The following is a 20843-nucleotide window of genomic DNA, read 5'->3' on the forward strand; positions in this document are numbered from 1 at the left end:
TATCTGTCGGTCTACAGGCGTCTAACCATGCTTGAACAAGCGCTCTTTTTCCCTTTTCCAGTCCCGATCCTTGTCACTTGCCCGCTTGTCGTGGAGTTTCTTGCCTTTGGCGACGCCGATCTCCAGTTTGGCCATGCCTTTCTTCCAATACAGCGCCGTGGGTACCAGGGTATAGCCCTTGCGCTCGACCAGGCCGATCAGTTTATTCAGCTCACTGCGATGCAGCAGCAGCCTGCGGGTACGTATGGGATCCGTGTGGATATGGGTGGAGGCGGTGCTCAGAGGCACGATATGGGCGCCGAACAGGAACGCCTCGCCCTCCTTGATGGTGACGTAGCTCTCTTTGATCTGAACCTTTCCTTCACGCAGGCTCTTCACTTCCCAACCCTGCAGGGAGATGCCGGCTTCGTATCGATCTTCGATGAAATAGTCGTGACTTGCCTTTTTATTCAGCGCAATGGTCGGGCGCCCCTGGGCTTTTTTCTTTGCTTTGCTTGCCATCGGCCTATTCTAATGCCGGAAAAGGCAACTCACCAGAGGCGGCTTGAGAAATGGTCCCATTTTCAGGAGAATCACTAACCTTTAGATGATTATTGACCCGGTGTTCAGATTGTTAAGGCTCTGCCACCGGTGCAATCATTGCCAAACTGTCTACGCAGTAAGCTGATTCGAATCGAGTTTGAGAGCTGACTAAGGATAAAAATAGATGGCTGAAAGACAATCCATTCATGGCCAGTGGTCGTCACGGCTGGTGTTCATCCTGGCAGCTACCGGGTCTGCAGTCGGTTTGGGTAACGTCTGGAAGTTCCCCTATATCACCGGTGAGAACGGTGGTGGCGCTTTTGTAATCGTCTACCTCGTCTGTATCGCCCTGGTCGGTGTGCCGATCATGATGGCTGAGATCATGCTTGGCCGCAGGGGCAGACAGAGCCCGATCAACACCATGGCAGCACTGAGTCGTGAGGAGGGGGCCAATAAAGCCTGGTCACTGATTGGCTGGAGCGGTGTGTTGGCCGGCTTTTTCATACTCTCCTATTACAGTGTGATCGCCGGTTGGGCCCTGGCCTACGTGGCCCGTGCCGGCGCCGGGTTGTTCAGTGGGCTCGATGCGGCTGGGGTGGAAAGCATGTTCAATAGTCTGGTCGGCAGTCCTGAGCGCCTGCTGGCCTGGCACACCCTGTTCATGCTGATGAGTATGTTTGTGGTTGCCAAAGGGGTGAAATCAGGCCTCGAAAAGGCGGTGACCTATCTGATGCCGGCCCTGTTCCTGCTGCTTCTGCTGCTGGTCGGCTACGCCATGAACACAGGCTTTTTCGTAGAGGGGCTTGAGTTTCTCTTTTCACCGGATTTCAGTAAGTTGATCTACACCTGTCAGGTGGTCGACGGGGTCGAGCAGTGTGATATCAGTGGTGGGCCACTGCTGGTTGCGATGGGGCATGCTTTCTTCACCCTGAGTCTGGGGATGGGGGCGATCATGGTCTATGGCTCCTATATGCCGAAAAAGTCTTCGATAGCCGGATCTGCGGTGCTGATTGCGCTACTCGATACATTGGTTGCTCTGTTGGCGGGTATGGCCATATTCCCGATTGTTTTTGCCAACGGCCTTGAGCCTGGCGCCGGTCCCGGATTGATTTTCCAGACCCTGCCAATTGCCTTTGGGGGCATGCCAGGAGGACATCTGTTCGGTACCTTGTTCTTTGTGTTGCTGGTGTTTGCGGCCTGGAGCTCCTCGATATCACTGATTGAACCGGCGGTGGCCTGGTTGGTTGAAAACCGGGAAATGACCCGGGTGCGGGCATCAATCTGGATCGGTCTGACAACCTGGGTGATTGGTCTGGGTACGGTCTTTTCATTCAATATCTGGTCCGATGTCAAACTGTTTGATATGACCTTTTTCGATCTGCTTGACTACCTGACGGCGAATATCATGCTACCGCTTGGTGGATTGCTGATTGCAATCTTCAGTGGTTGGCTGATGAAAAAAGCCTCGAGTCAGGAGGAGTTCGCCATGGCCGGGTCCGCATACAGCCTTTGGTGGACACTGATCCGCTATGTTTCACCGTTTGCTGTCGTGGTGGTTTTCTTACACGCAATTGGATTGTTTTAACAGTGCCGGTCGTCAGAAAGAGCGCGCTGGTAGCCCATTCAGCGCATGAGATGTTTCAATTGGTATGTGCATTTGAAGCCTACCCTGAGTTTCTACCCTGGTGCAGCGACAGTCGCCTGATCTCCCGTACGCCTGAGGAGATCTGCGGTGAACTGGAGGTGTCACGGGTTGGGATCAGGCAGCGGTTTTCCACCTGCAACAAGCTGGTCAAAGACGAGAGAATGGATATTCAGCTGCGGGATGGGCCATTTCAGAAGTTACACGGCAGCTGGCATTTCATCCCTTTGAAGGAGGATGCCTGTAAAGTTGAGCTGGTGCTTGAGTTTGAGTTTGCCGGTCGATTGATCGATGCGGCGTTCGGGCGGGTGTTCAGTCAGATCGCGAATACCCTGGTCGATGCATTTTGTAAACGTGCGGATGAAGTATACAGGTAGGTCAGTGGATGAAATTTGAAGTCGCTTATGGGAAGTTGGATGAGCAGGTACTGTTGGTTGTGGAGTCCAGTGAACCCCTCACGGTAGAGCAGGCAATCGAGCAGTCTGGCATTCTGCAGCTTTTTCCTGAGATCGACCTGAAAGTCAATAAAACCGGCATTTTTGGCAAAGCGGCCAAATTGGATGCGATACTCAATGAGGGTGACCGGGTGGAGATCTACCGGCCGCTGATTGCCGATCCCAAAGAGGCCAGAAAAAAGCGTGCTGCAGAGGGCAAGCCGATGAAAAAGGGCGGTTGAGCGTCCGGATCTATTCCGGCTCACCCAGGCCCAGTGAGTACCAAAGTCTCTCCAGAATCCCGAAATCCCCATCGTAATCGGGTACGCTGGCTACCAGCTCACGCTTCTCCTGTTTGGTTTCCACGTTCTCTGCCGCTTTGATATCTCCCTGATAGTGACTCAGCAGATCATGATCAAAAAAGACACTAAATCTTTTAATTTCAACGGCTTGGTTTCGGCGTTTGATCGATAGCAGATAGTCCCAGCGGGTGCCGTGAAAGACATCGATCAGCATCGGGGAGCCCAAGGCAAAACGGACCTGTCTCTGGGTCATGCCGGGTTGCAGCAGAGCAACCATTTCCGGTGTGATGATATTACCCTGCTCAATGTCAGGTGAATGGACCAATGAGAGCTCCTCCCATGAGGAGCAGGCATTCAACAGGGGAATGATTAACAAAATGAGGATGAGTTTCTTTTTCATTACAAGTACAATCTATTGACTGCCATCATAATAGCGCATTCCAAATCCAAGAAACACTCGTTGGAGATATGTCTGGATGGACAACCAGGATATTCGAAAAGCCGGGCTCAAAGTTACCCTGCCCAGGGTGAAAATACTCGAGTTACTGGAGAGTAGTGCCCAGCGTCATGTGAGTGCTGAAGATGTCTACAAGATGTTGCTGGAAAAGGGCGAAGAGATTGGCCTGGCAACCGTCTATCGTGTGCTAACCCAGTTTGAGTCTGCAGGCCTGGTGACACGGCACAATTTCGAGGGTGGGCATGCGGTATTCGAGCTTGAACGTGGCAACCATCATGACCATCTTGTCTGCGTGGTTTGTGGCAAGGTGGAGGAGTTTGTCGACAGCACGATCGAAAACCGGCAAAAGGAGATTGCCAAAGATCATGGTTTTGAAATTGTGGATCACTCACTGATCATCTATGGTCACTGTGGCAATCCCAAGTGCAATGTAAACTGACGCTGTAGTACCCCCAACCCGCACAAACAGCCCTACGCATCAGCGGCCAATGTCACCATCTCCTGTGCATGGGCGAGCGTCTGTTCAGTAATTGTTATGCCGCCCAGCATACGGGCAATCTCCTGAATCCGCTGATCTTCATCCAACCTGGCGATATCGGTGCTGGTGCTCTTCTGTTGGGTAGTCTTCTGCACTTGGAAATGGTGCATTGCCTGGGCCGCAACCTGGGGCAGGTGGGTCACGCACAAAATCTGTCGGTTTGAGGAGAGCTTACGCAGCATCTGACCGACAATCTCCGCAACACCACCACCAATACCCACATCAACCTCATCGAAAATCAGCGTCGGTGTGGTGCCGCACTCGATGGTTGCCACCTGGATGGCGAGACTGATACGGGAGAGTTCACCGCCTGAAGCCACCTTGCTGAGCAGGTCCAGAGGCAGCCCGGGATTGGCTGAGACCTGGAAATCCACCTGCTCCAGACCGTTTGCCCCGGCCTCTAACGCTTCCAGTGGGGTCAGCAGTACATTGAACTTGCCACCGGGCATACCCAGTGTCTGCATCGCTTCGCTAATCACCCGGCTCAACCGTTTCGCCGAGGTACGGCGCTTCTTGGAGAGTTGCTCGCCCAGCTTCAGATAGGCGGCATGTCCGGCCTCAACCTGGTTGGTGAGTTCCGAGAGGGTTTCATCCGCCCCTTCAAGGGTGCTGATTTCGGATTGGATCTGTTGCAGCTTTTCAGGTAACTGCAGGGGTTTCACCCGGTATTTTCTTGAGGCGTCATGCAGCAGGCCGAGTCGTTCTTCCAGTTGCTGCAGGCCACTCGGATCCAGCGCAATGTCGTTCAGATAGTTGCGCAGAAAGGCCAGTGCTTCATCGACTTGGATCAGCGCGCTGTCGATCATCTCTCTGGGGTCTTTCAGGCTGCCATCCAGTTGTTCCATCTCTCTGACCAACTCAAGTGAACGGGAGAGCTGGCTGCGCAGGGAGTGCTGCTCCCCATCCAATCCTGTGAGAATCTCGTTGCAGCTGGTTCTGATCTGCTCCAGGTGGCTGAGTCGGGTGTGTTCTTTTTCGATTGTGGCGAGCTCATCCGCTGAAACATCGAGTGCGGCAAGCTCCTCGGCCTGATAACGGAGCAGGTCCAACCGTGATGCCCGCTCTTCTGTTTCGGCGGTGAGGAGTTGCAGGCGCTTCAGATCCTTCTGGTAGCTTTTATACTGCAGGGCAAGCTGATGGCTGAGTTCTGTATGGCCGGCATAGGCGTCCAGCAGTCGCCTTTGGTGATTGGCCTTGAGCAGGGACTGGTGTGCGTGTTGTCCGTGAATTTCAACCAGCAGATCCCCCAGCTCCTGGAGTTGTTGCATGGGAACACTGCGACCATTGATATAGCAGCGGGAGCGACCCTCTCGGTTGAGACTGCGCCGCAGAATGCACTCATCCCCCTCATCCAGATCGTTTTGGCGTAACCAGTGGCCCGCTTCGGGAGTAGTATTGATATCGAACTGTGCTGTAACTTCTGCCCGATCGGCACCTGAGCGAATCAGACTGTTGTCCGCTTTTTCACCCAGTGCCAGCCCAAGTGCGTCGATGAGGATCGATTTACCTGCGCCGGTTTCACCGGTCAAAGCCGTCAAACCCCCGAGCAGTTCCAGCGCCATACCGGAGACTACGGCAAGATTATGGATCTGCAGCTGAACTAGCATCGGTTCTTTTTTGGGTTTTCCGCCCACCCGAGCTTGGCCCTGAGTATGCTGTAGTAGTCGTATCCGGTGGGGTGGATCAGCCGGACCTGATGTTCTGCCTTGCGAATGCGGATCACCTCTCCCGGCATGGCGGGAATGGTGGCCTGTCCATCACAGGTGATCTGAACATCCTCTGTATGATCGGGGTGAAGTCGGATCTCGATCAAACTGTCACCATCCACAACAATCGGGCGATTACTCAGAGTGTGGGGGCAGATCGGAACCAACGCGATCGCATTCAATGATGGGTGCAGCAGGGGGCCACCGCCGGAGAGTGCGTAGGCGGTCGAGCCGGTGGGCGTGGAGACGATCAATCCGTCGGAGCGTTGGTCGTTGACCAGCTGATCATCCACATAGGTTTCGAACTCAATCATCCGGGCGATATTCCATTTGTGCAGCACCACATCATTGAAGGCCAGGATATTCTGATTTTCCGAAGATTCATCACCCATACTGACCTCGAGCAGAAAGCGGACCTCCTGTTCATATTTTCCGTTGAGGATCGCTGTCAGCTGCTGGGTCATCTCTTCTGGTGAGATATCCACCAGAAAACCCAATCGACCGAGGTTTATGCCCAATAAGGGAATATTCTGCTGGGAGAGTACCCGCGCCGCATGCAGCAGGGTGCCGTCGCCGCCAACCACAATCACCAGGTCACTGTGTTTGGGCAGGTCGATCTCAGGGACGCTGGAGACCGGATTGTTGTTGAGCATCCGGCAGGTCTCCTCCTCAATGACCACCTCGTGCTGATGTTCAATCAGGTAGTCGTAGAGTCGCAGGAGAGTCTGTTTGACTATCGGGTCACCATGTTTTCCAATCAGTCCGATTTGCTGAAACCGCTTGTGCATACCTGGTGCTAGGCTCGTGGCTGGGGTCTAAGATTAAATGCTTGAAAAAGCGCCATTCCTCAACGTTAGCATGGTGCCATGGGCAATCCAAGAGGGGAGTGCCCGGGAAGCGGAATGCTTGACTAGGTGAATTTGAATTGCTAGCTTTCCATACATTGGCACTCGTTAGGAATGAGTGCTAATCATCATCCCGGAGACTCCCTTGTCAGAGAACAAATCGGTCAATGAAACCGTGGTCAGTGAGCGCGCGCAGCATTTCCTGAAAGCGCTGATTGAACGCTATATCAAAGAAGGACAGCCTGTGGGTTCGCGTACCCTGGCAAAAGACACCGGTCTGGATCTCAGTCCTGCCACGGTACGGAATGTCCTGGCCGACCTGGAGGACCTGGGACTGGTCTCTTCACCCCATACCTCGGCCGGCCGGGTACCCACCATCACCGGTTACCGGATGTTCATCGATTCCCTGCTGACCGTGCAGGATCTGAAAAAGGCGGAAGTGGAGAAGATCCGTTCTGAATTGATCATGGGGGGCGAGGAGAGCAAAGCACTGCTCGCATCGGCCTCCCGTCTGCTCTCCGGTGTGACCCACATGGCGGGTGTGGTGACCCTGCCAAGGCGTGAGAAGACCACCTTCCGTCAAATCGAGTTTCTGCCTCTCTCTGAACATCGGGTTCTGGGTATTCTGGTGACCGATGCGGGCGAGGTCCACAACCGGATTCTGCACACCCACAGGGATTTCGAGCGGATTGAGCTGGAGCAGGCGGCCAATTTCCTCACCAACTCCTTTGCCGGGCGCGATATGGATCTGGTGCGCCAGCGTCTGCTGCAGGAGCTGAATGATGCCCGGGATCACTTCGATCAGATGATGACCCAGGCCCTCAGCATGGCCGGCGAGGTGGTCAATGCCAGTGAGTCGGAAGAGGACTGCATGATTGCAGGACAGACCAATTTAATGGAATTTGCTGAACTTTCCGGGCTGGATCAGCTGCGCAAGCTGTTCGATGCCTTTACTGAGAAACGCGAGATTCTGCATCTGCTGGATCAGTTTCAGAACGCCGACGGGGTACAGATCTTCATCGGTGAGGAGTCTGGATATCAACTGCTCAACGGCTGCTCTATCGTCACCGCTCCCTACCAGGTTAATGAAGAGATGGTCGGTATGCTGGGTGTGATCGGACCAACCCGTATGAACTACGAGCGGGTCATACCGGTGGTCGATATCACCGCAAAAATTCTCAGTGCAGCCTTGAAAAAAAATTAATCATCCCAATCTGACAAAAGATTGCCCCGAAAATCGGGGCTCTATATGTCGTTCTAATTTAGTTGAGGTCAAACCAAGTGATAGATAAGGATCAACCACAAGATTCGGCAGAGAATGTGGAAGAACCACAGGCCCAGGTGGAAGAGCCTGTTGCCGAGAATGAGGTGATTGAGGAGGCGGCTGCTTCTGATCAGGACCATCAGGAGCTGACCAAGTTGCTCGAAGATGCCCGCTCAAAGGCGGATGAGCACTGGGATCAGGTGATGCGGATGCGGGCTGAAATGGACAATCTGCGCAAACGCAGCCAGCGGGACCTGGAAAATGCCCATAAATTCGCCTTGGATAAGATCTCACAAGATATGCTGCAGGTGTGGGACAGTCTGGAGCTTGGCTATCAGGCCTCCCTGGACGATAGCGCGGATATCGACAAGATCCGTGAAGGAACCGAGCTGACCCTGAAACTGCTGGTGGATGTGATGAATCGCCACGGGATCGAGCAGGTGGACCCTGAGGGTGAGGCCTTCAATCCTGAGTTCCATCAGGCGATGTCGATGCAGGAGCGTGATGATGTGGAGCCCAACACCGTCGTGGCGGTTGTACAGAAGGGCTATCTGCTCAATGGACGGCTGCTGAGACCGGCGATGGTGATGGTCTCCAAGGCCTCATCAGGCGCATCGATCGATGAGCAGGCTTGAAACCCGCACAGATGACCCCACATTAGGGACAGTCATCAAGAAATATTACTTATTTATAAAGATTTCGGAGAGTTAAACATCATGGGCAAGATCATCGGTATCGACCTGGGAACCACCAATTCCTGTGTTGCTGTCATGGAAGGGAGTGCTACCAAGGTCATTGAAAACAGTGAGGGCGATCGTACGACCCCATCGATTATCGCCTATAGCAACGACGGTGAGATTCTGGTTGGCCAGTCCGCCAAACGCCAGGCCGTTACCAATCCTCAGAACACCCTGTTCGCCATCAAACGCCTGATTGGCCGCATGTTCAAAGACAAAGTGGTTCAGCGGGATGCCGACATGGTGCCATATAAAATCGTCCAGGCGGACAATGGTGATGCCTGGGTAGAAGTGAATGGCAAAAAGATGGCGCCGCCGGAGATCTCAGCGAAGATCCTGCAGAAGATGAAAAAGACTGCAGAAGACTATCTGGGTGAGACGGTCAGCGAGGCTGTGATCACGGTTCCGGCTTACTTCAACGACTCCCAGCGTCAGGCCACCAAGGATGCCGGGCGCATCGCCGGTCTCGATGTGAAGCGGATCATCAATGAGCCGACCGCAGCCGCTTTGGCCTACGGTATGGACAAAAAGCGCGGTGACCAGACTCTGGCGGTATACGACCTGGGTGGTGGTACCTTCGATATCTCGATCATCGAAATCGCCGAGATTGATGGCGAGCACCAGTTTGAAGTGCTCTCAACCAACGGCGACACCTTCCTCGGTGGTGAAGACTTTGATTTGCGCATCATCGACCACCTGGTGGATGAGTTCAAAAAGGATCAGGGTTTCGACCTGCGCAACGATCCGTTGGCGCTGCAACGTCTGAAAGAGGGGGCCGAGAAGGCGAAAATCGAGCTCTCATCGAGTCAGCAGACCGACATCAATCTGCCCTATATCACCGCAGATGCCAGTGGTCCGAAACATCTGAACCTGAAACTGACCCGCTCCAAACTGGAATCCCTGGTCGACGACCTGGTCAGTCGAACCATCGAGCCCTGTAAAGTGGCGCTGAAGGATGCCGGTGTTGATGCCTCCAAGATCGATGAGATCATCCTGGTGGGTGGTCAGAGCCGTATGCCCAAAGTACAGGAAGCGGTTAAAGCGTTCTTCGGTAAGGACCCGCGTAAGGATGTCAATCCCGATGAGGCCGTGGCGATCGGTGCCGCGATCCAGGGCGGTGTCCTGGGTGGTGAGGTTAAAGATGTTCTGTTGCTGGATGTCACACCACTCTCCCTGGGTATCGAAACCCTCGGTGGGGTGATGACCAAGCTGATCGAGAAGAACACCACGATCCCGACTACGGCTTCGCAGGTCTTTTCCACGGCGGATGACAACCAGACGGCGGTGACCGTGCATGTACTGCAGGGTGAGCGTGAACAGGCCGGGGCCAACAAATCCCTGGGTCGTTTCGACCTCAGCGACATCCCGCCGGCACCTCGCGGCGTACCTCAGATCGAGGTCAGCTTCGACATCGATGCCAACGGTATCCTGAATGTCTCAGCCAAAGACAAGGCAACCGGCAAGGAGCAGTCGATCGTGATCAAGGCCTCTTCCGGTCTGAGTGACGATGAGATCGACCGTATGGTCAACGATGCGGAAGCCCATGCCGATGAGGATCGCAAGTTCCATGAATTGGTCGCAGCACGCAATCAAGCCGATTCCATGATCCACGCCACCAAGAAGTCGATGGAAGAGCTGGGTGAGGATAAGCTGGAAGCGGGTGAAAAAGAGGCCATCGAAGGTGCCATCAAGGATCTTGAGGCGGTGATGAGTGGCGATGACAAAGAGGTTATCGAAGAGAAAACCAAGGCTTTGGCCGAGGCCTCAGGTAAAATGGCTGAACGCCTCTACGCTCAGAAGGGAGCTGACGCCGGAGAAGGCACAGCGCCTGGTGCGGAAGCGGAGCCGGAAGGCACTGCTGGTGCGGCGGATGACGATGTGGTCGATGCCGAGTTCGAAGAGGTCAAAGACAACAAGAATTAGTCTGTCTTTGTCGCCATTGAACCGTACATCGGCTCGCCCGGTGTACGGTTTTTGGCGTTATACCGAAGCCTGAAAAACAGGGTGGGATTGCGGTAAAACAGCTGTTTGAAGTGATCTCTAATTAACAGAACACAGATAGTTTGCAGACAGAAGCAACCATGGCGAAAAGAGATTATTACGAAGTATTGGGCGTTAACAAGAACGCCAGTGAGGCCGAAATCAAAAAGGCCTATCGCCGGTTGGCCATGAAACATCATCCGGATCGCAATACCGGTGATGCGGCTGCCTCTGCCGAGAAGAGTTTCAAAGAGGCCAAAGAGGCCTATGAGATCCTCTCGGATGCACAGAAACGTGCCGCCTATGACCAGTTTGGTCATGCGGGTGTCGATCAGACCATGGGTGGTGGATTCGGTGGTGGTGATGCCAGCTTTTCCGACATCTTTGGAGATGTGTTTGGCGATATCTTCGGTGGTGCGCGTGGTGGTGGCGGTTCCCGTGTGCATCGGGGCGCCGATCTGCGCTACAACCTGCAACTCTCCCTGGAAGATGCGGTTGCGGGAACCACCGTCAAGATTCGCGTGCCTACCCTGGTGAAGTGCGAAACCTGTGGCGGCAGTGGTGCCAAGAAAGGTTCCACTCCCAAGACCTGTGATACTTGCGCCGGTCATGGCCAGGTCAGAATGCAGCAGGGATTCTTCTCGGTTCAGCAGACCTGTCCGCGTTGTCACGGCAAAGGCACCGTAATCGACAATCCCTGTCCCAAGTGTCAGGGGCAAGGTCGGATTCAAGAGCATAAAACCCTCTCTGTGAAGGTGCCGCCGGGTGTCGATTCCGGGGATCGGATTCGCCTGGCCGGAGAAGGCGAAGCGGGCGAGAGCGGTGGACCTCCCGGGGATCTCTATGTTCAGGTCGCCGTCAAACCCCACTCCATATTCAGTCGGGAAGACAACCATCTGTTCTGCGAGGTGCCGATCAGTTTTGTGATTGCCGCCCTGGGTGGCGAGTTGGAAGTGCCGACACTGGACGGCAAAGTGATGCTGAAAATTCCTGCCGGTACCCAGACCGGACGTCTGTTCCGGATGCGTGGTAAAGGCGTCAAGCCAGTGCGTGGTGGACCGGTTGGTGACCTGATGTGTCGGGTTCTGGTTGAAACACCGGTGAAACTGACCAATGAGCAGGAAGAGCTGCTACAGCGCTTTGATGAAACCATGAAGCGTGGCGGGGCAAAACACAGCCCACACTCCACCAGCTGGGTGGATGGGGTGAAGAAGTTCTTTGAGAATATGGGTTTCTGAAGTTTTACGCTCAATCACAATGAACCGAGCTGCGCTCAATACGGCGACAAACCGAAGTGCTGTTGCGATTTAATATTCGCTCACTCTGTTAGCCGGGTGCATAAACAGCAGGCCGATTGATTTCGTGTGAATAGATCCTAGGGGAAACAGATGACAAGAATTGCAGTGGTTGGCGCCGCCGGCCGGATGGGAAAATCACTGGTCCAGGCAGTGCATGAAACGGATGGTCTGACCCTGGGAGCGGCTACCGAAAGGGCTGAGTCGGGACTGGTTGGCCGGGATGCCGGTGAGCTGTCCGGACTCGGCAGCTTCGATCTGGCCCTGGTGGATGATCTTGCCGAAGTGGTGGATGACTTCGACGTGGTGATCGATTTCACCACACCGGCCGCCACCCTGAAACATCTGCAGATCTGTACTGAGGCCGGTAAACAGATGGTAATCGGTACAACCGGTCTTTCGGATAGTGACAAAGCCGCTTTGGCCAAGGCCGGTGAAAAGATTGGCATCGTCTTCGCACCGAATATGAGTGTTGGGGTCAACCTCTGTTTCAAACTGCTGGAAGTGGCAGCCAAAGTGATGGGAGATGAGGCTGACATCGAGATCATCGAAGCTCACCACCGGCATAAAGTCGATGCACCATCCGGTACGGCACTGCGCATGGGTGAAGTGATTGCAGACACCCTGGGTCGGGACCTGAAGAGCTGCGCGGTCTATGGCCGTGAAGGCAATACCGGGGCAAGGGATAGCAAAACCATCGGTTTCGAGACCATTCGTGCTGGGGATGTGGTGGGTGAGCACAGTGTCTGGTTTGCCATGGAGGGAGAGCGGGTTGAGATCGCCCACAAAGCTTCAAGCCGGATGAATTTCGCCCGAGGTGCTGTACGGGCCTCAAAATGGATCGGCAGTAAATCGAATGGTTTGTTCGATATGCAGGATGTACTGAGTCTGCGTTAGTTACCGGCTGCAGCCGTTGAATGTCGTAACCGATTTATAGCAAGGATTTTGTGCATTCTATTTGCATGATTACCAACCAGACCATCACTGTTAATAGGATTGGTCTGGTTGGTATCTGATACATGTTGGTGCTCCGGTGCGGTGAGTCCGTACCCTCTCTAGCTGGGGTGATTGAAATGCAGAGACTCTTCTCACTCTTTTTCATCCTGCTGCTGGCCCAAGGAATCTGGGGCTGCAGCGATGATCCACTATCTGCCGATGAGCAACTGCGCAGCACCATCCGTGAAGCTGAAACCTACATTCAGGCCCGTGATCTGTCGGCAACCCTGGAGTTTGTGCATGCGGATTACCGGGACAATAACGGCTTCGACCTGCGCCAGTTGAGAGCCATGCTGGCCGGCTATTTTTTACGCCACAAGTCGATCCATATTCTCACCACCATAGACAACATCGAGGTGCAGGAGAACGGTCAAGCCCAGGTATTGATCTATGCCGGTTTGGCCGGATCGCCTCAGGACCGGGAGAGATCACTAAGCCAGTGGCGGGGAGACCTGCTGCGTCTTGAATTGACCTTTCTGCAACAGGATGACGATTGGCTCGTGTCCGAAGCGGATTGGCGTCGGGCTACGCCCCAGGACTTTATGCACTGAGTTTGGCCCGGAACCTGCTTGTTATCTGTCGACAGGAGACCACACTGACAGGTAATGCCATGGCTCAGATACCCTTTATGTCCCAAATTACTGGGGGCAACACAACTTCAACAACAACCGGTGAAGCTGACTTAGGGCTGTTCAGTCTCTCTGCAGAGAGCTTGTCTACCGGTGTTCCGTTTGATCTGGCACTGCAAGAGCTGCTCGCCTCAGAGCACAGTGAAGAGGCTCTACAACTGTTCAGTTTGCAGATGCCGATTGATACTGAAACTCGGCCAATGACCAATCCAATGCTGACACAGGACGGCAAGCTGTTGCCGCTCACCCCCCAGCTGAACGGCCAGGCTTTGCCGCAGCTCAGTGAGCCGTCGCAGCTACCAATGGCCGCGAAGCGTGCGGAGCTGATGCCGGCACTCACCCTGACACTGCCGCAGAAGGTTCAGACGGACGCCGTCATGCCTAAACTGACCAGTCTGGTGACCACCGACCGGCCGGTTGAGATGATGTCTCTGATCAGTGCGGATATGGCGGGGGACAGACCCCAGGCTGAGGTCTCCCGTACCGCGGATACCAGCAGCCAGTTCTCACTCAACGCGCTCAGCCAGTCAGCCACTTCGCCGGTCGGTAGTCGCGCCTCTATCGTATTGCCTCTGAATACCCCGGTTGGACAACCCGGGTGGGATCAGGCGGTAGGCGAGCGGATCCAGTGGATGGTGAATCAGAATATCCAACAGGCAGAGATCAAATTGACGCCGCCCAATCTGGGGCCTTTGGAGATCAAGATATCGGTGCAGAACGATCAAACCAATGTCACTTTCATTGCGGCTCAGGCGCCAACCCGAGAAGCACTGGAATCATCCATTCCCCGCCTGCGGGAGATGTTTGGTGAAATCAATTTGAATCTGGCGAATGTGGATGTGGGACATCAACAGGCTGGTGAGCCTGGTCGTGAGGGCGCTGCAGAAAGTCGAGGTAAAGGAGGATCATCCGATCCTGATTCATCACAAGGCTGGTCGGCAGACGCTGGAGGCGTTCAGATCCGTAGCGGAGACGGATTGTTGGATACCTATGCCTGACACCTGCTTGGGCTTGTAAACACTCATCCAATCGGCCCTGTTGCAGGGCCGGGATTACCATTCGATCGACTCCAACTCGACATGGGTCTCAGCCAAAGGCCCATGCACGCTTCTGCGAAGCGGTTTTCAGCGTGCCCCTGTCCATTGCATGATCTGTTGTACTTATTGAACTGAGCAAATGTGGTGGAATTGTCATCTTGGCTGTTTTCAGGCTCTAACTCACTGGCAAGCAACAGATTCTTTCCCTCAAATAGCGATTTTATCTTTGTCATTGGGAATGGGATTATTTTTTGAGTCCCTATCCAGGCAGTAAACATATAAACTGTTGTCAGAAATTTAATCCATTTGGATGAAATATCCTGCCCAGTAAGCGAAAATGCATAGTGCGATAGACATTTGGAATGGCTGATGCGATTCATAAAACTCCTTTTTTTGATCTTGGTGATGATGTTCGGTGCTGTATTTGCGGTACTCAACTCTGACTCGGTACCCGTAAACTACTACTTCGGCAGCCGTGATCTACCGCTCTCCCTGGTATTGACTCTGGTACTTGGAGTCGGTGTTCTGTTGGGTCTTTTTTCCGGCATGGGACGTATCGTCGGACTGAAAAGAGAGATTCAAACGCTGAAAAGACGTAGCGAAATGGTTAGCAAAGAGGTGAATAATCTCCGTGCACTGCCATTGAAAGAGTAACTTGTGTTCAACGTTATGAAGATCTGTTCAACCACAGACAAGCCGAAACGCCAGCTGTTGCTGACGGCGGGTCTTGTGTCACCCTGCAGCGAGGATCGTGCCGATGTATGAGGCACTGCTGTTGTTGCTTCCTGTCGCGGCGGCCTCCGGGTGGTTCGCGGCAAGGCGGGGTGTGGCGGTAAAGAGCCAGAAACAGCCGCAAGAGATCTCTCCGGTCTACTTCAAAGGTCTCAACTACCTGTTGAATGAACAGCCGGATAAGGCGATCGATCTGTTCATCAAGCTGTTGGATGTGGACAGCGATACGGTGGAGACCCATTTGGCTCTGGGCAATCTGTTCCGGCGGCGTGGCGAGGTGGAGCGGGCGATTCGCATTCACCAGAATCTGATTGCCCGACCAAGTCTGAGTCGGGAGCAGCGGGCTCAGGCACTGCTCGAACTGGGGCAGGACTATATGCGGGCCGGGCTGTTCGATCGGGCGGAAAATCTGTTTATCGAATTGACAGAGCTGAAGCTGCATAACGAACAGGCCAATATCTATCTGCTGGAAATCTACCAGCAGGAGAAGGATTGGAAGCGCTGTCTGGAGGTGGCGGACAGAATTACGGTCTCCCACTATCCAGCGCTGCACAACGCCATTGCCCACTTCTATTGTGAATTGGCGGAACAGCAGTTGCGTCAGCAGAACATGGCGGCCGCAGAGAGTTTTCTGAAGCGTGCCCAGCATATGAAGCGCAGTAATGTCCGGGTATTGATCCTGCAGGCTGAAATCGAATATACCCGGGGTGATTGCCGTTCAGTGATACGACTGTTACGACAGGTAGAAGGGAGTGATCCGGCCTATCTGTCAGAGACCCTGCCACGTACCATCGAGTGTTATCGCAAGCTCGGACAGCATCAGGAGCTCTATGACTACCTGGAGCAACTCTATCAGCGTCACCACTGTACCGAAGCCATGTTGATCCTGGCGGATATGATTGCCGAAAGCCAGGGTGAAGGGGCTGCTGTGGAGGCGATACTCAAACACCTCTCCGACAAACCGGATCTGAAAGGTCTGGAACGTCTGGTCAGATTGAATCTGCAACGTAGTGAAGAGAGTCCCAGGGAGACCCTGGAAGTACTCTTGAGTTCCGTTTCAAAATTACTCGATAAGGAACCGGCCTATCAGTGCGAGCATTGTGGATTCACGGCCAAGAAAATCCATTGGCACTGCCCGAGTTGTAAAACCTGGGGGGCGATCAAGCCGATCCAGGGTCTTGGCAGAAACATCAAGGGTTAATAACAGGCCCTAAAAATTCCTTACCATCAACACCAATCCTGATAAGGAGCATGCAATATGAATGGGACAGACTCTAAGGTCATTGTCGCTTTAGATTTTCCGCAACAGCAACAGGCCTTGGATCTGGTTGAACGCCTCGATCCGTCACTCTGTCGACTGAAGGTGGGTAAAGAGATGTTCACCCGACTGGGTCCGCAGTTTGTCGAGCAGCTGAGCAATCGGGGATATGACATATTTCTGGATCTGAAATTTCATGACATTCCCAACACCGTCGCGGCGGCCTGTGATGCGGCCGCTGATCTGGGGGTATGGATGATAAATCTGCACGCCTCCGGTGGACGGAGAATGATGATGGCGGCAAGAGAGCGCCTGGAGCAACGCAGTGAACGCCCATTGCTGGTCGCAGTAACCATTCTTACCAGCCTGGGTGTCGAGGATATTGCCGAGGTCGGTTATCAAGGTGAACCGGCGGAGAATGTCTTGAGGCTGGCAAAACTGACCGATGAGTCGGGACTGGACGGGGTGGTCTGCTCACCAAGAGAGGCGAGTGAGATACGCCGGCAACTGGGTCAGGATTTTCTGCTTGTGACTCCAGGGGTCAGGCCCAGTAGCGCTGCCAAGGACGATCAGCGCAGAGTGATGACGCCAGCTGACGCAATGGTTGCCGGGTCGAGTTATCTGGTGGTAGGCAGGCCGATCACGGCCGCTGATGATCCGATTAAGGCATTGCAGGCGATCAATGCTGAGGTGTCGGAGTCTCTGGCTTGAGCAGCCGTTTGTATTTTAGGTCTGTACCCAAATAGTTCATTGACAGTCCAAACCTCTCCCCATAGGCTTGTGGCTTAAATATGTGTGAACAGGCCCTAACAGGTCAAGTTACTGCGATATAGGTTGTTTCTAAGGAGATATGATGGTGAAGAAGATTCGCAAGGCGGTATTCCCGGTTGCCGGTATGGGAACACGCTTTCTTCCGGCAACGAAAGCTAATCCCAAGGAGATGCTGCCTGTTGTGGACAAACCGTTGATTCAATACGCTGCAGAGGAGGCAGAGGAAGCCGGAGTCAGCTCCCTGGTGTTTGTAACCGGTCGAAACAAACGCTCAATTCCGGATCATTTCGATAAGGCCTATGAATTGGAGAGTGAGCTGAAAGAGGCTGGTAAAACAGCGTTGCTTGAAAAGGTACAGAATGTCCTGCCTGAAGATGTCAGCTGCATCTATCTGCGTCAGTCTGAAGCTTTGGGGCTGGGTCATGCCGTGCTCTGTGCCGAACCGGTGGTTGCCGATGAGCCTTTTGCGGTAATCCTGGCAGATGATCTGATTCGTGGTGATGGGGGAGTCGGTGCACTGGAACAGATGGCGCAGATCTATGAGCGTTATCAGTGCAGCGTGATACTGGTTGAAGAGGTGCCCCAGGAAGAGACCAGCAAATACGGTATCGTTGAGGTTGAGGACGATGATGGGGAGACAGCCACCATTACCTCAATTGTGGAAAAACCCAAACCTGAAGATGCCCCTTCCAATCTGGGTGTGGTGGGCCGCTATATTCTGACTCCCAGAATCTTCTCCCTGATCAAGGAGACCGGCCGTGGCGCCGGTGGTGAGATTCAGCTGACCGATGCGATTGCCGAACTGCTCAAATATGAAAAAGTCAGGGCCTATCGTGTCAAGGGTAAACGTTACGACTGTGGTAGTAAGCTCGGTTATCTGGAAGCCACCGTCGAGTTAGGCCTGGCCCATGAGGAGCTGGGGGACAGCTTTAAAAACTATCTCAAGGAAATGGCTGAAAAGCTCTAGAGAAAATGGGATAGCCAAACGAAATACGGCCGCATTTATGCGGCCGTATTGGATTGGTACTCCCTAGGGGACTCGAACCCCTGTTACCGGCGTGAGAGGCCAGCGTCCTAACCACTAGACGAAGGGAGCAGCATCTTGCGAAAGCCGGTATTATACTGACTTGGTTGCCAGGCTCAATGACCTGGCGAAAATTCTTTGGTGATTTAACTCTTGAAACAAGCTGCCAAATGGCTCAAAAAGAAGTTTTCCGGATTGGTTAATGGTCAGATCCAGGCAACTGGACTGAACAGCGGAGATTCTGTGTCCGCCATACAGATACCGAGAAACGAACACAATATTTCCCGCGCCAACATCAGTAACAACGCCATCAAGGTGCTCACCCGGCTGAGTAAGTCCGGATATGAGGCCTACCTGGTGGGTGGTGGTGTGCGTGATCTGCTGCTTGGTCGTGAGCCAAAAGATTTTGATGTGGCTACCAATGCCCGGCCGGAAGAGGTCAAGCAAGTCTTCAACAACTGTCGCCTGATCGGCCGGCGTTTCCGCCTGGCCCATGTCCATTTTGGCCGTGAAATTATAGAGGTAGCCACCTTTCGAAGTAATCAAAAGACCACTGAGGCGGGGGATCGCCAGGTGGAAAACGGCATGATACTCAGGGATAACGTCTACGGCACCCTGGAAGAGGATGCTCAGCGACGGGATTTCACCATCAATGCCCTCTACTACAATATCGATGATTTTTCGGTGGTCGATTTCGCCAACGGCATGGTCGACCTTCAGCAGGGCGTCATCCGGTTGTTGGGAGATGTGGAGAGTCGCTACCGGGAGGATCCGGTACGCCTGCTGAGGGCGATCCGCTTCGCCGCAAAACTTGGTTTTGTGATTGAGCCTGCCACTGAAGCGCCGATCGCCAGGTTTGCTCCGCTGTTGGGTGAAGTTCCTTCAGCACGGCTCTATGAAGAGGTGTTGAAGCTGTTTCTTGGTGGGGCGGCGCTGGAGAGCTTTGAAAAGCTGCGCCATTATGAGCTGTTCGGACAGCTCTTTCCCGCCACCGAAGAAGCGCTCTCCCATGAGGATCATGAATTCCCCATCACCTTTGTCAATCGGGGCATGGCGAATACCGATGACCGTCTGAGCCAGGGTAAATCAGTGACTCCGGCCTTCCTGTTTGCGGTTCTGTTGTGGGAACCGGTCAGGTTGCGAGCTGAGAGGTTTGAAGCGGAGGGTGCACATCCTCTTGAGGCACTGCAGAATGCGGCGGCTGAAGTATTAAGTGAGCAGGCCAAGCATGTTTCGATACCGAAACGCTTCAGCTACCCGATGCGTGACATCTGGCAACTGCAGGCGCGTTTCACCCAGCGGCAGGGCAAACGTCCACAACGGCTGGCCAGCCATCCCAAATTCCGCGCCGCCTACGATTTTCTGTTATTACGCGCTGAGTCGGGTGAGGTCGATCAGGAGTTGGCCGATTGGTGGACTCTCTATCAACACGCCAATGGAGAGGAGAAGGTGTCGATGACCGAGCAGGGAAGGCGCGGTCGGGGCAGACGTCGCAGAAAGCGCCGGAAAAAGACTCAAACCGTTGATGAATGATCCAGCGTCGGTCGCTGTCTATATCGGTCTGGGCAGTAATCTTCAAAACCCGAAATGGCAAGTGGAGAGCGCACTGGCAGAGCTTGCGCAGTTACCGGACAGCATGATGGTGAGCCACTCATCCCTCTATCGGAGTCGTCCGCTCGGGCCTCAGGATCAAGACGATTTCATCAATGCTGCTGCCCACCTCACCACCACATTGGCAGCCGACTCTCTGCTCGACGCCTTACAGCTGCTTGAGCAGCAACACCACCGGGTGCGGGAGCGTCGCTGGGGACCTCGTAGCCTCGATCTGGATCTGCTGCTGTATGGTGATCAGACAATCGATACGCCACGCTTGATTGTCCCTCATCCAGAGATCGCCAAACGGAGTTTTGTCGTGCTGCCGCTGCTTGAAATTGCTCCCGCTGATCTGAGGATTCCCGGTCTGGGCTCACTGCAGACGTTGTCCACTGGCATAGAGAGGCGTGATATTGAACGACTTGCCTGAGATGCCCCGGTTTTTAGTTGTGGAGGGGCCGATCGGCGTGGGTAAGACCAGCCTGGTGCGGCGTCTGGCCAACCACTTCCAGAGTGAGATGTTACTGGAAGGTGCGGAGGAGAATCCGTTTCTACAGCGCTTCTATGAGAACCCCAGAGAGGCGGCACTACCGGCTCAGCTGTTTTTTCTGTTTCAGCGCAGCAGACAGTGGAACGGGCTTGTCCAGGATGATCTGTTTCGTCAGCAATTGATTGCCGATTTTATGCTTGAGAAGGATCGTCTGTTTGCCCAGATCAATCTCGATAAGGATGAGCTGGCGCTCTATGAACAGGTCTATCAACAGTTGACCTTGCAGGCACCTCCACCCGATTTAGTGGTCTATCTACAAGCGCCGGTGGACACGCTTATGAAACGGATAAAAAAGCGTGCCCGTCCACAGGAGAAGACCATCGAGGCGGACTATCTGAAAAAACTCTGTGATGCCTATACAGACTTTTTTTACTATTATGATCGATCGCCTCTACTGATCATCAATGCGGCAGAGATCAATCCGTTGGAACGGCAACGGGATTTTGATCTGTTGATTGAGCATATCAGCAGCGAAGGTCCTGACCGGCGGTATCTCAATCCAACCATGTCACTCTGAATGAGTGGAGTCAT

The 20843-nt window shown here is 53.8% G+C and carries 22 protein-coding genes and 1 tRNA gene; 18 read left to right on the forward strand and 5 right to left on the reverse strand.

The window, feature by feature from the left end:
- Nucleotides 1–21: 21 nt before the first annotated feature.
- Nucleotides 22–501, reverse strand: a complete 480-nt coding sequence (gene smpB / locus A3193_RS04495) for an SsrA-binding protein SmpB (RefSeq protein WP_069014190.1) — start codon at nucleotides 499–501, stop codon at nucleotides 22–24.
- A gap of 205 nt (nucleotides 502–706) precedes the next feature.
- Here smpB and A3193_RS04500 point away from each other — a divergent pair, with 205 nt between their 5' ends.
- From A3193_RS04500 to A3193_RS04510, 3 genes are read left to right on the forward strand one after another with little or no spacing between them, the layout of a single operon-like run.
- Complete coding sequence (locus tag A3193_RS04500; RefSeq protein ID WP_069004999.1) at nucleotides 707–2107, forward strand: sodium-dependent transporter; 1401 nt, start codon at nucleotides 707–709, stop codon at nucleotides 2105–2107.
- A 2-nt stretch (nucleotides 2108–2109) separates the two neighbouring features.
- Complete coding sequence (locus A3193_RS04505; protein ID WP_069005000.1) at nucleotides 2110–2541, forward strand: type II toxin-antitoxin system RatA family toxin; 432 nt, start codon at nucleotides 2110–2112, stop codon at nucleotides 2539–2541.
- Between the two features lie 8 nt (nucleotides 2542–2549).
- The gene (locus tag A3193_RS04510) at nucleotides 2550–2840 is read left to right on the forward strand and encodes an RnfH family protein (protein WP_069005001.1); all 291 of its coding nucleotides are present in this window, start codon (nucleotides 2550–2552) and stop codon (nucleotides 2838–2840) included.
- Between the two features lie 10 nt (nucleotides 2841–2850).
- On the opposite strand, the gene A3193_RS04515 is transcribed toward A3193_RS04510, so the two are convergent.
- Complete coding sequence (locus tag A3193_RS04515; RefSeq protein ID WP_141694757.1) at nucleotides 2851–3300, reverse strand: outer membrane protein assembly factor BamE; 450 nt, start codon at nucleotides 3298–3300, stop codon at nucleotides 2851–2853.
- A gap of 76 nt (nucleotides 3301–3376) precedes the next feature.
- Here A3193_RS04515 and fur point away from each other — a divergent pair, with 76 nt between their 5' ends.
- A complete protein-coding gene (gene fur / locus A3193_RS04520) occupies nucleotides 3377–3796 on the forward strand; it encodes a ferric iron uptake transcriptional regulator (RefSeq protein ID WP_069005002.1) in 420 nt (139 codons plus the stop codon).
- 32 nt (nucleotides 3797–3828) lie between these two features.
- On the opposite strand, the gene recN is transcribed toward fur, so the two are convergent.
- Both recN and A3193_RS04530 read right to left on the reverse strand, forming a co-directional pair.
- A complete protein-coding gene (gene recN, locus A3193_RS04525) occupies nucleotides 3829–5502 on the reverse strand; it encodes a DNA repair protein RecN (protein WP_069014710.1) in 1674 nt (557 codons plus the stop codon).
- Complete coding sequence (locus A3193_RS04530; RefSeq protein WP_069005003.1) at nucleotides 5496–6389, reverse strand: NAD(+) kinase; 894 nt, start codon at nucleotides 6387–6389, stop codon at nucleotides 5496–5498. The genes recN and A3193_RS04530 overlap by 7 nt, the downstream gene beginning before the upstream one ends.
- Nucleotides 6390–6591: 202 nt before the next feature.
- On the opposite strand from A3193_RS04530, the gene hrcA reads away from it, so the two are divergent.
- The 11 genes from hrcA to galU all read left to right on the forward strand — a co-directional run bounded on the left by hrcA (nucleotide 6592) and on the right by galU (nucleotide 18112).
- The gene (gene hrcA, locus A3193_RS04535; protein ID WP_069005004.1) at nucleotides 6592–7650 is read left to right on the forward strand and encodes a heat-inducible transcriptional repressor HrcA; all 1059 of its coding nucleotides are present in this window, start codon (nucleotides 6592–6594) and stop codon (nucleotides 7648–7650) included.
- A 77-nt stretch (nucleotides 7651–7727) separates the two neighbouring features.
- Nucleotides 7728–8345, forward strand: a complete 618-nt coding sequence (grpE, locus tag A3193_RS04540) for a nucleotide exchange factor GrpE (protein ID WP_069014191.1) — start codon at nucleotides 7728–7730, stop codon at nucleotides 8343–8345.
- An 81-nt stretch (nucleotides 8346–8426) separates the two neighbouring features.
- A complete protein-coding gene (gene dnaK, locus A3193_RS04545) occupies nucleotides 8427–10370 on the forward strand; it encodes a molecular chaperone DnaK (protein ID WP_069005006.1) in 1944 nt (647 codons plus the stop codon).
- A gap of 158 nt (nucleotides 10371–10528) precedes the next feature.
- Nucleotides 10529–11665 carry a molecular chaperone DnaJ gene (gene dnaJ, locus A3193_RS04550; RefSeq protein WP_069005007.1) on the forward strand — a complete coding sequence of 379 codons (1137 nt, stop codon included), beginning with the start codon at nucleotides 10529–10531 and terminating at the stop codon, nucleotides 11663–11665.
- A 150-nt stretch (nucleotides 11666–11815) separates the two neighbouring features.
- Nucleotides 11816–12619: a 4-hydroxy-tetrahydrodipicolinate reductase gene (dapB, locus tag A3193_RS04555; RefSeq protein WP_069014192.1), complete on the forward strand. Its 804-nt coding sequence runs from the start codon at nucleotides 11816–11818 to the stop codon at nucleotides 12617–12619.
- Nucleotides 12620–12795: 176 nt separating this feature from the next.
- Nucleotides 12796–13269 carry a hypothetical protein gene (locus A3193_RS04560; RefSeq protein ID WP_069014193.1) on the forward strand — a complete coding sequence of 158 codons (474 nt, stop codon included), beginning with the start codon at nucleotides 12796–12798 and terminating at the stop codon, nucleotides 13267–13269.
- A gap of 77 nt (nucleotides 13270–13346) precedes the next feature.
- Complete coding sequence (locus A3193_RS04565) at nucleotides 13347–14345, forward strand: flagellar hook-length control protein FliK (RefSeq protein WP_162272461.1); 999 nt, start codon at nucleotides 13347–13349, stop codon at nucleotides 14343–14345.
- A gap of 408 nt (nucleotides 14346–14753) precedes the next feature.
- A complete protein-coding gene (locus A3193_RS04575) occupies nucleotides 14754–15038 on the forward strand; it encodes a LapA family protein (RefSeq protein ID WP_069005012.1) in 285 nt (94 codons plus the stop codon).
- 103 nt (nucleotides 15039–15141) lie between these two features.
- Nucleotides 15142–16317 (forward strand): lipopolysaccharide assembly protein LapB, encoded by a 1176-nt coding sequence (lapB, locus tag A3193_RS04580; RefSeq protein WP_069005013.1) that lies wholly within the window; start codon nucleotides 15142–15144, stop codon nucleotides 16315–16317.
- Between the two features lie 57 nt (nucleotides 16318–16374).
- On the forward strand, nucleotides 16375–17085 hold the full coding sequence (gene pyrF / locus A3193_RS04585) for an orotidine-5'-phosphate decarboxylase (protein WP_069014196.1): 711 nt from the start codon (nucleotides 16375–16377) through the stop codon (nucleotides 17083–17085).
- A 142-nt stretch (nucleotides 17086–17227) separates the two neighbouring features.
- On the forward strand, nucleotides 17228–18112 hold the full coding sequence (galU, locus tag A3193_RS04590; protein ID WP_069005015.1) for a UTP--glucose-1-phosphate uridylyltransferase GalU: 885 nt from the start codon (nucleotides 17228–17230) through the stop codon (nucleotides 18110–18112).
- Nucleotides 18113–18166: 54 nt separating this feature from the next.
- On the opposite strand, the gene A3193_RS04595 is transcribed toward galU, so the two are convergent.
- A tRNA-Glu gene (locus A3193_RS04595) sits at nucleotides 18167–18241 on the reverse strand.
- Between the two features lie 138 nt (nucleotides 18242–18379).
- Here A3193_RS04595 and pcnB point away from each other — a divergent pair.
- From pcnB to A3193_RS04610, 3 genes are read left to right on the forward strand one after another with little or no spacing between them, the layout of a single operon-like run.
- The gene (pcnB, locus tag A3193_RS04600) at nucleotides 18380–19702 is read left to right on the forward strand and encodes a polynucleotide adenylyltransferase PcnB (RefSeq protein ID WP_083218336.1); all 1323 of its coding nucleotides are present in this window, start codon (nucleotides 18380–18382) and stop codon (nucleotides 19700–19702) included.
- Nucleotides 19695–20192 carry a 2-amino-4-hydroxy-6-hydroxymethyldihydropteridine diphosphokinase gene (folK, locus tag A3193_RS04605; protein ID WP_069014197.1) on the forward strand — a complete coding sequence of 166 codons (498 nt, stop codon included), beginning with the start codon at nucleotides 19695–19697 and terminating at the stop codon, nucleotides 20190–20192. The genes pcnB and folK overlap by 8 nt, the downstream gene beginning before the upstream one ends.
- Nucleotides 20176–20829 carry a deoxynucleoside kinase gene (locus tag A3193_RS04610; protein WP_305782001.1) on the forward strand — a complete coding sequence of 218 codons (654 nt, stop codon included), beginning with the start codon at nucleotides 20176–20178 and terminating at the stop codon, nucleotides 20827–20829. Before folK ends, A3193_RS04610 begins: the two co-directional genes overlap by 17 nt.
- Nucleotides 20830–20843 lie beyond the last annotated feature (14 nt).

Source organism: Candidatus Thiodiazotropha endoloripes (genome assembly GCF_001708965.1).
GTDB lineage: Bacteria > Pseudomonadota > Gammaproteobacteria > Chromatiales > Chromatiaceae > Thiodiazotropha > Thiodiazotropha endoloripes.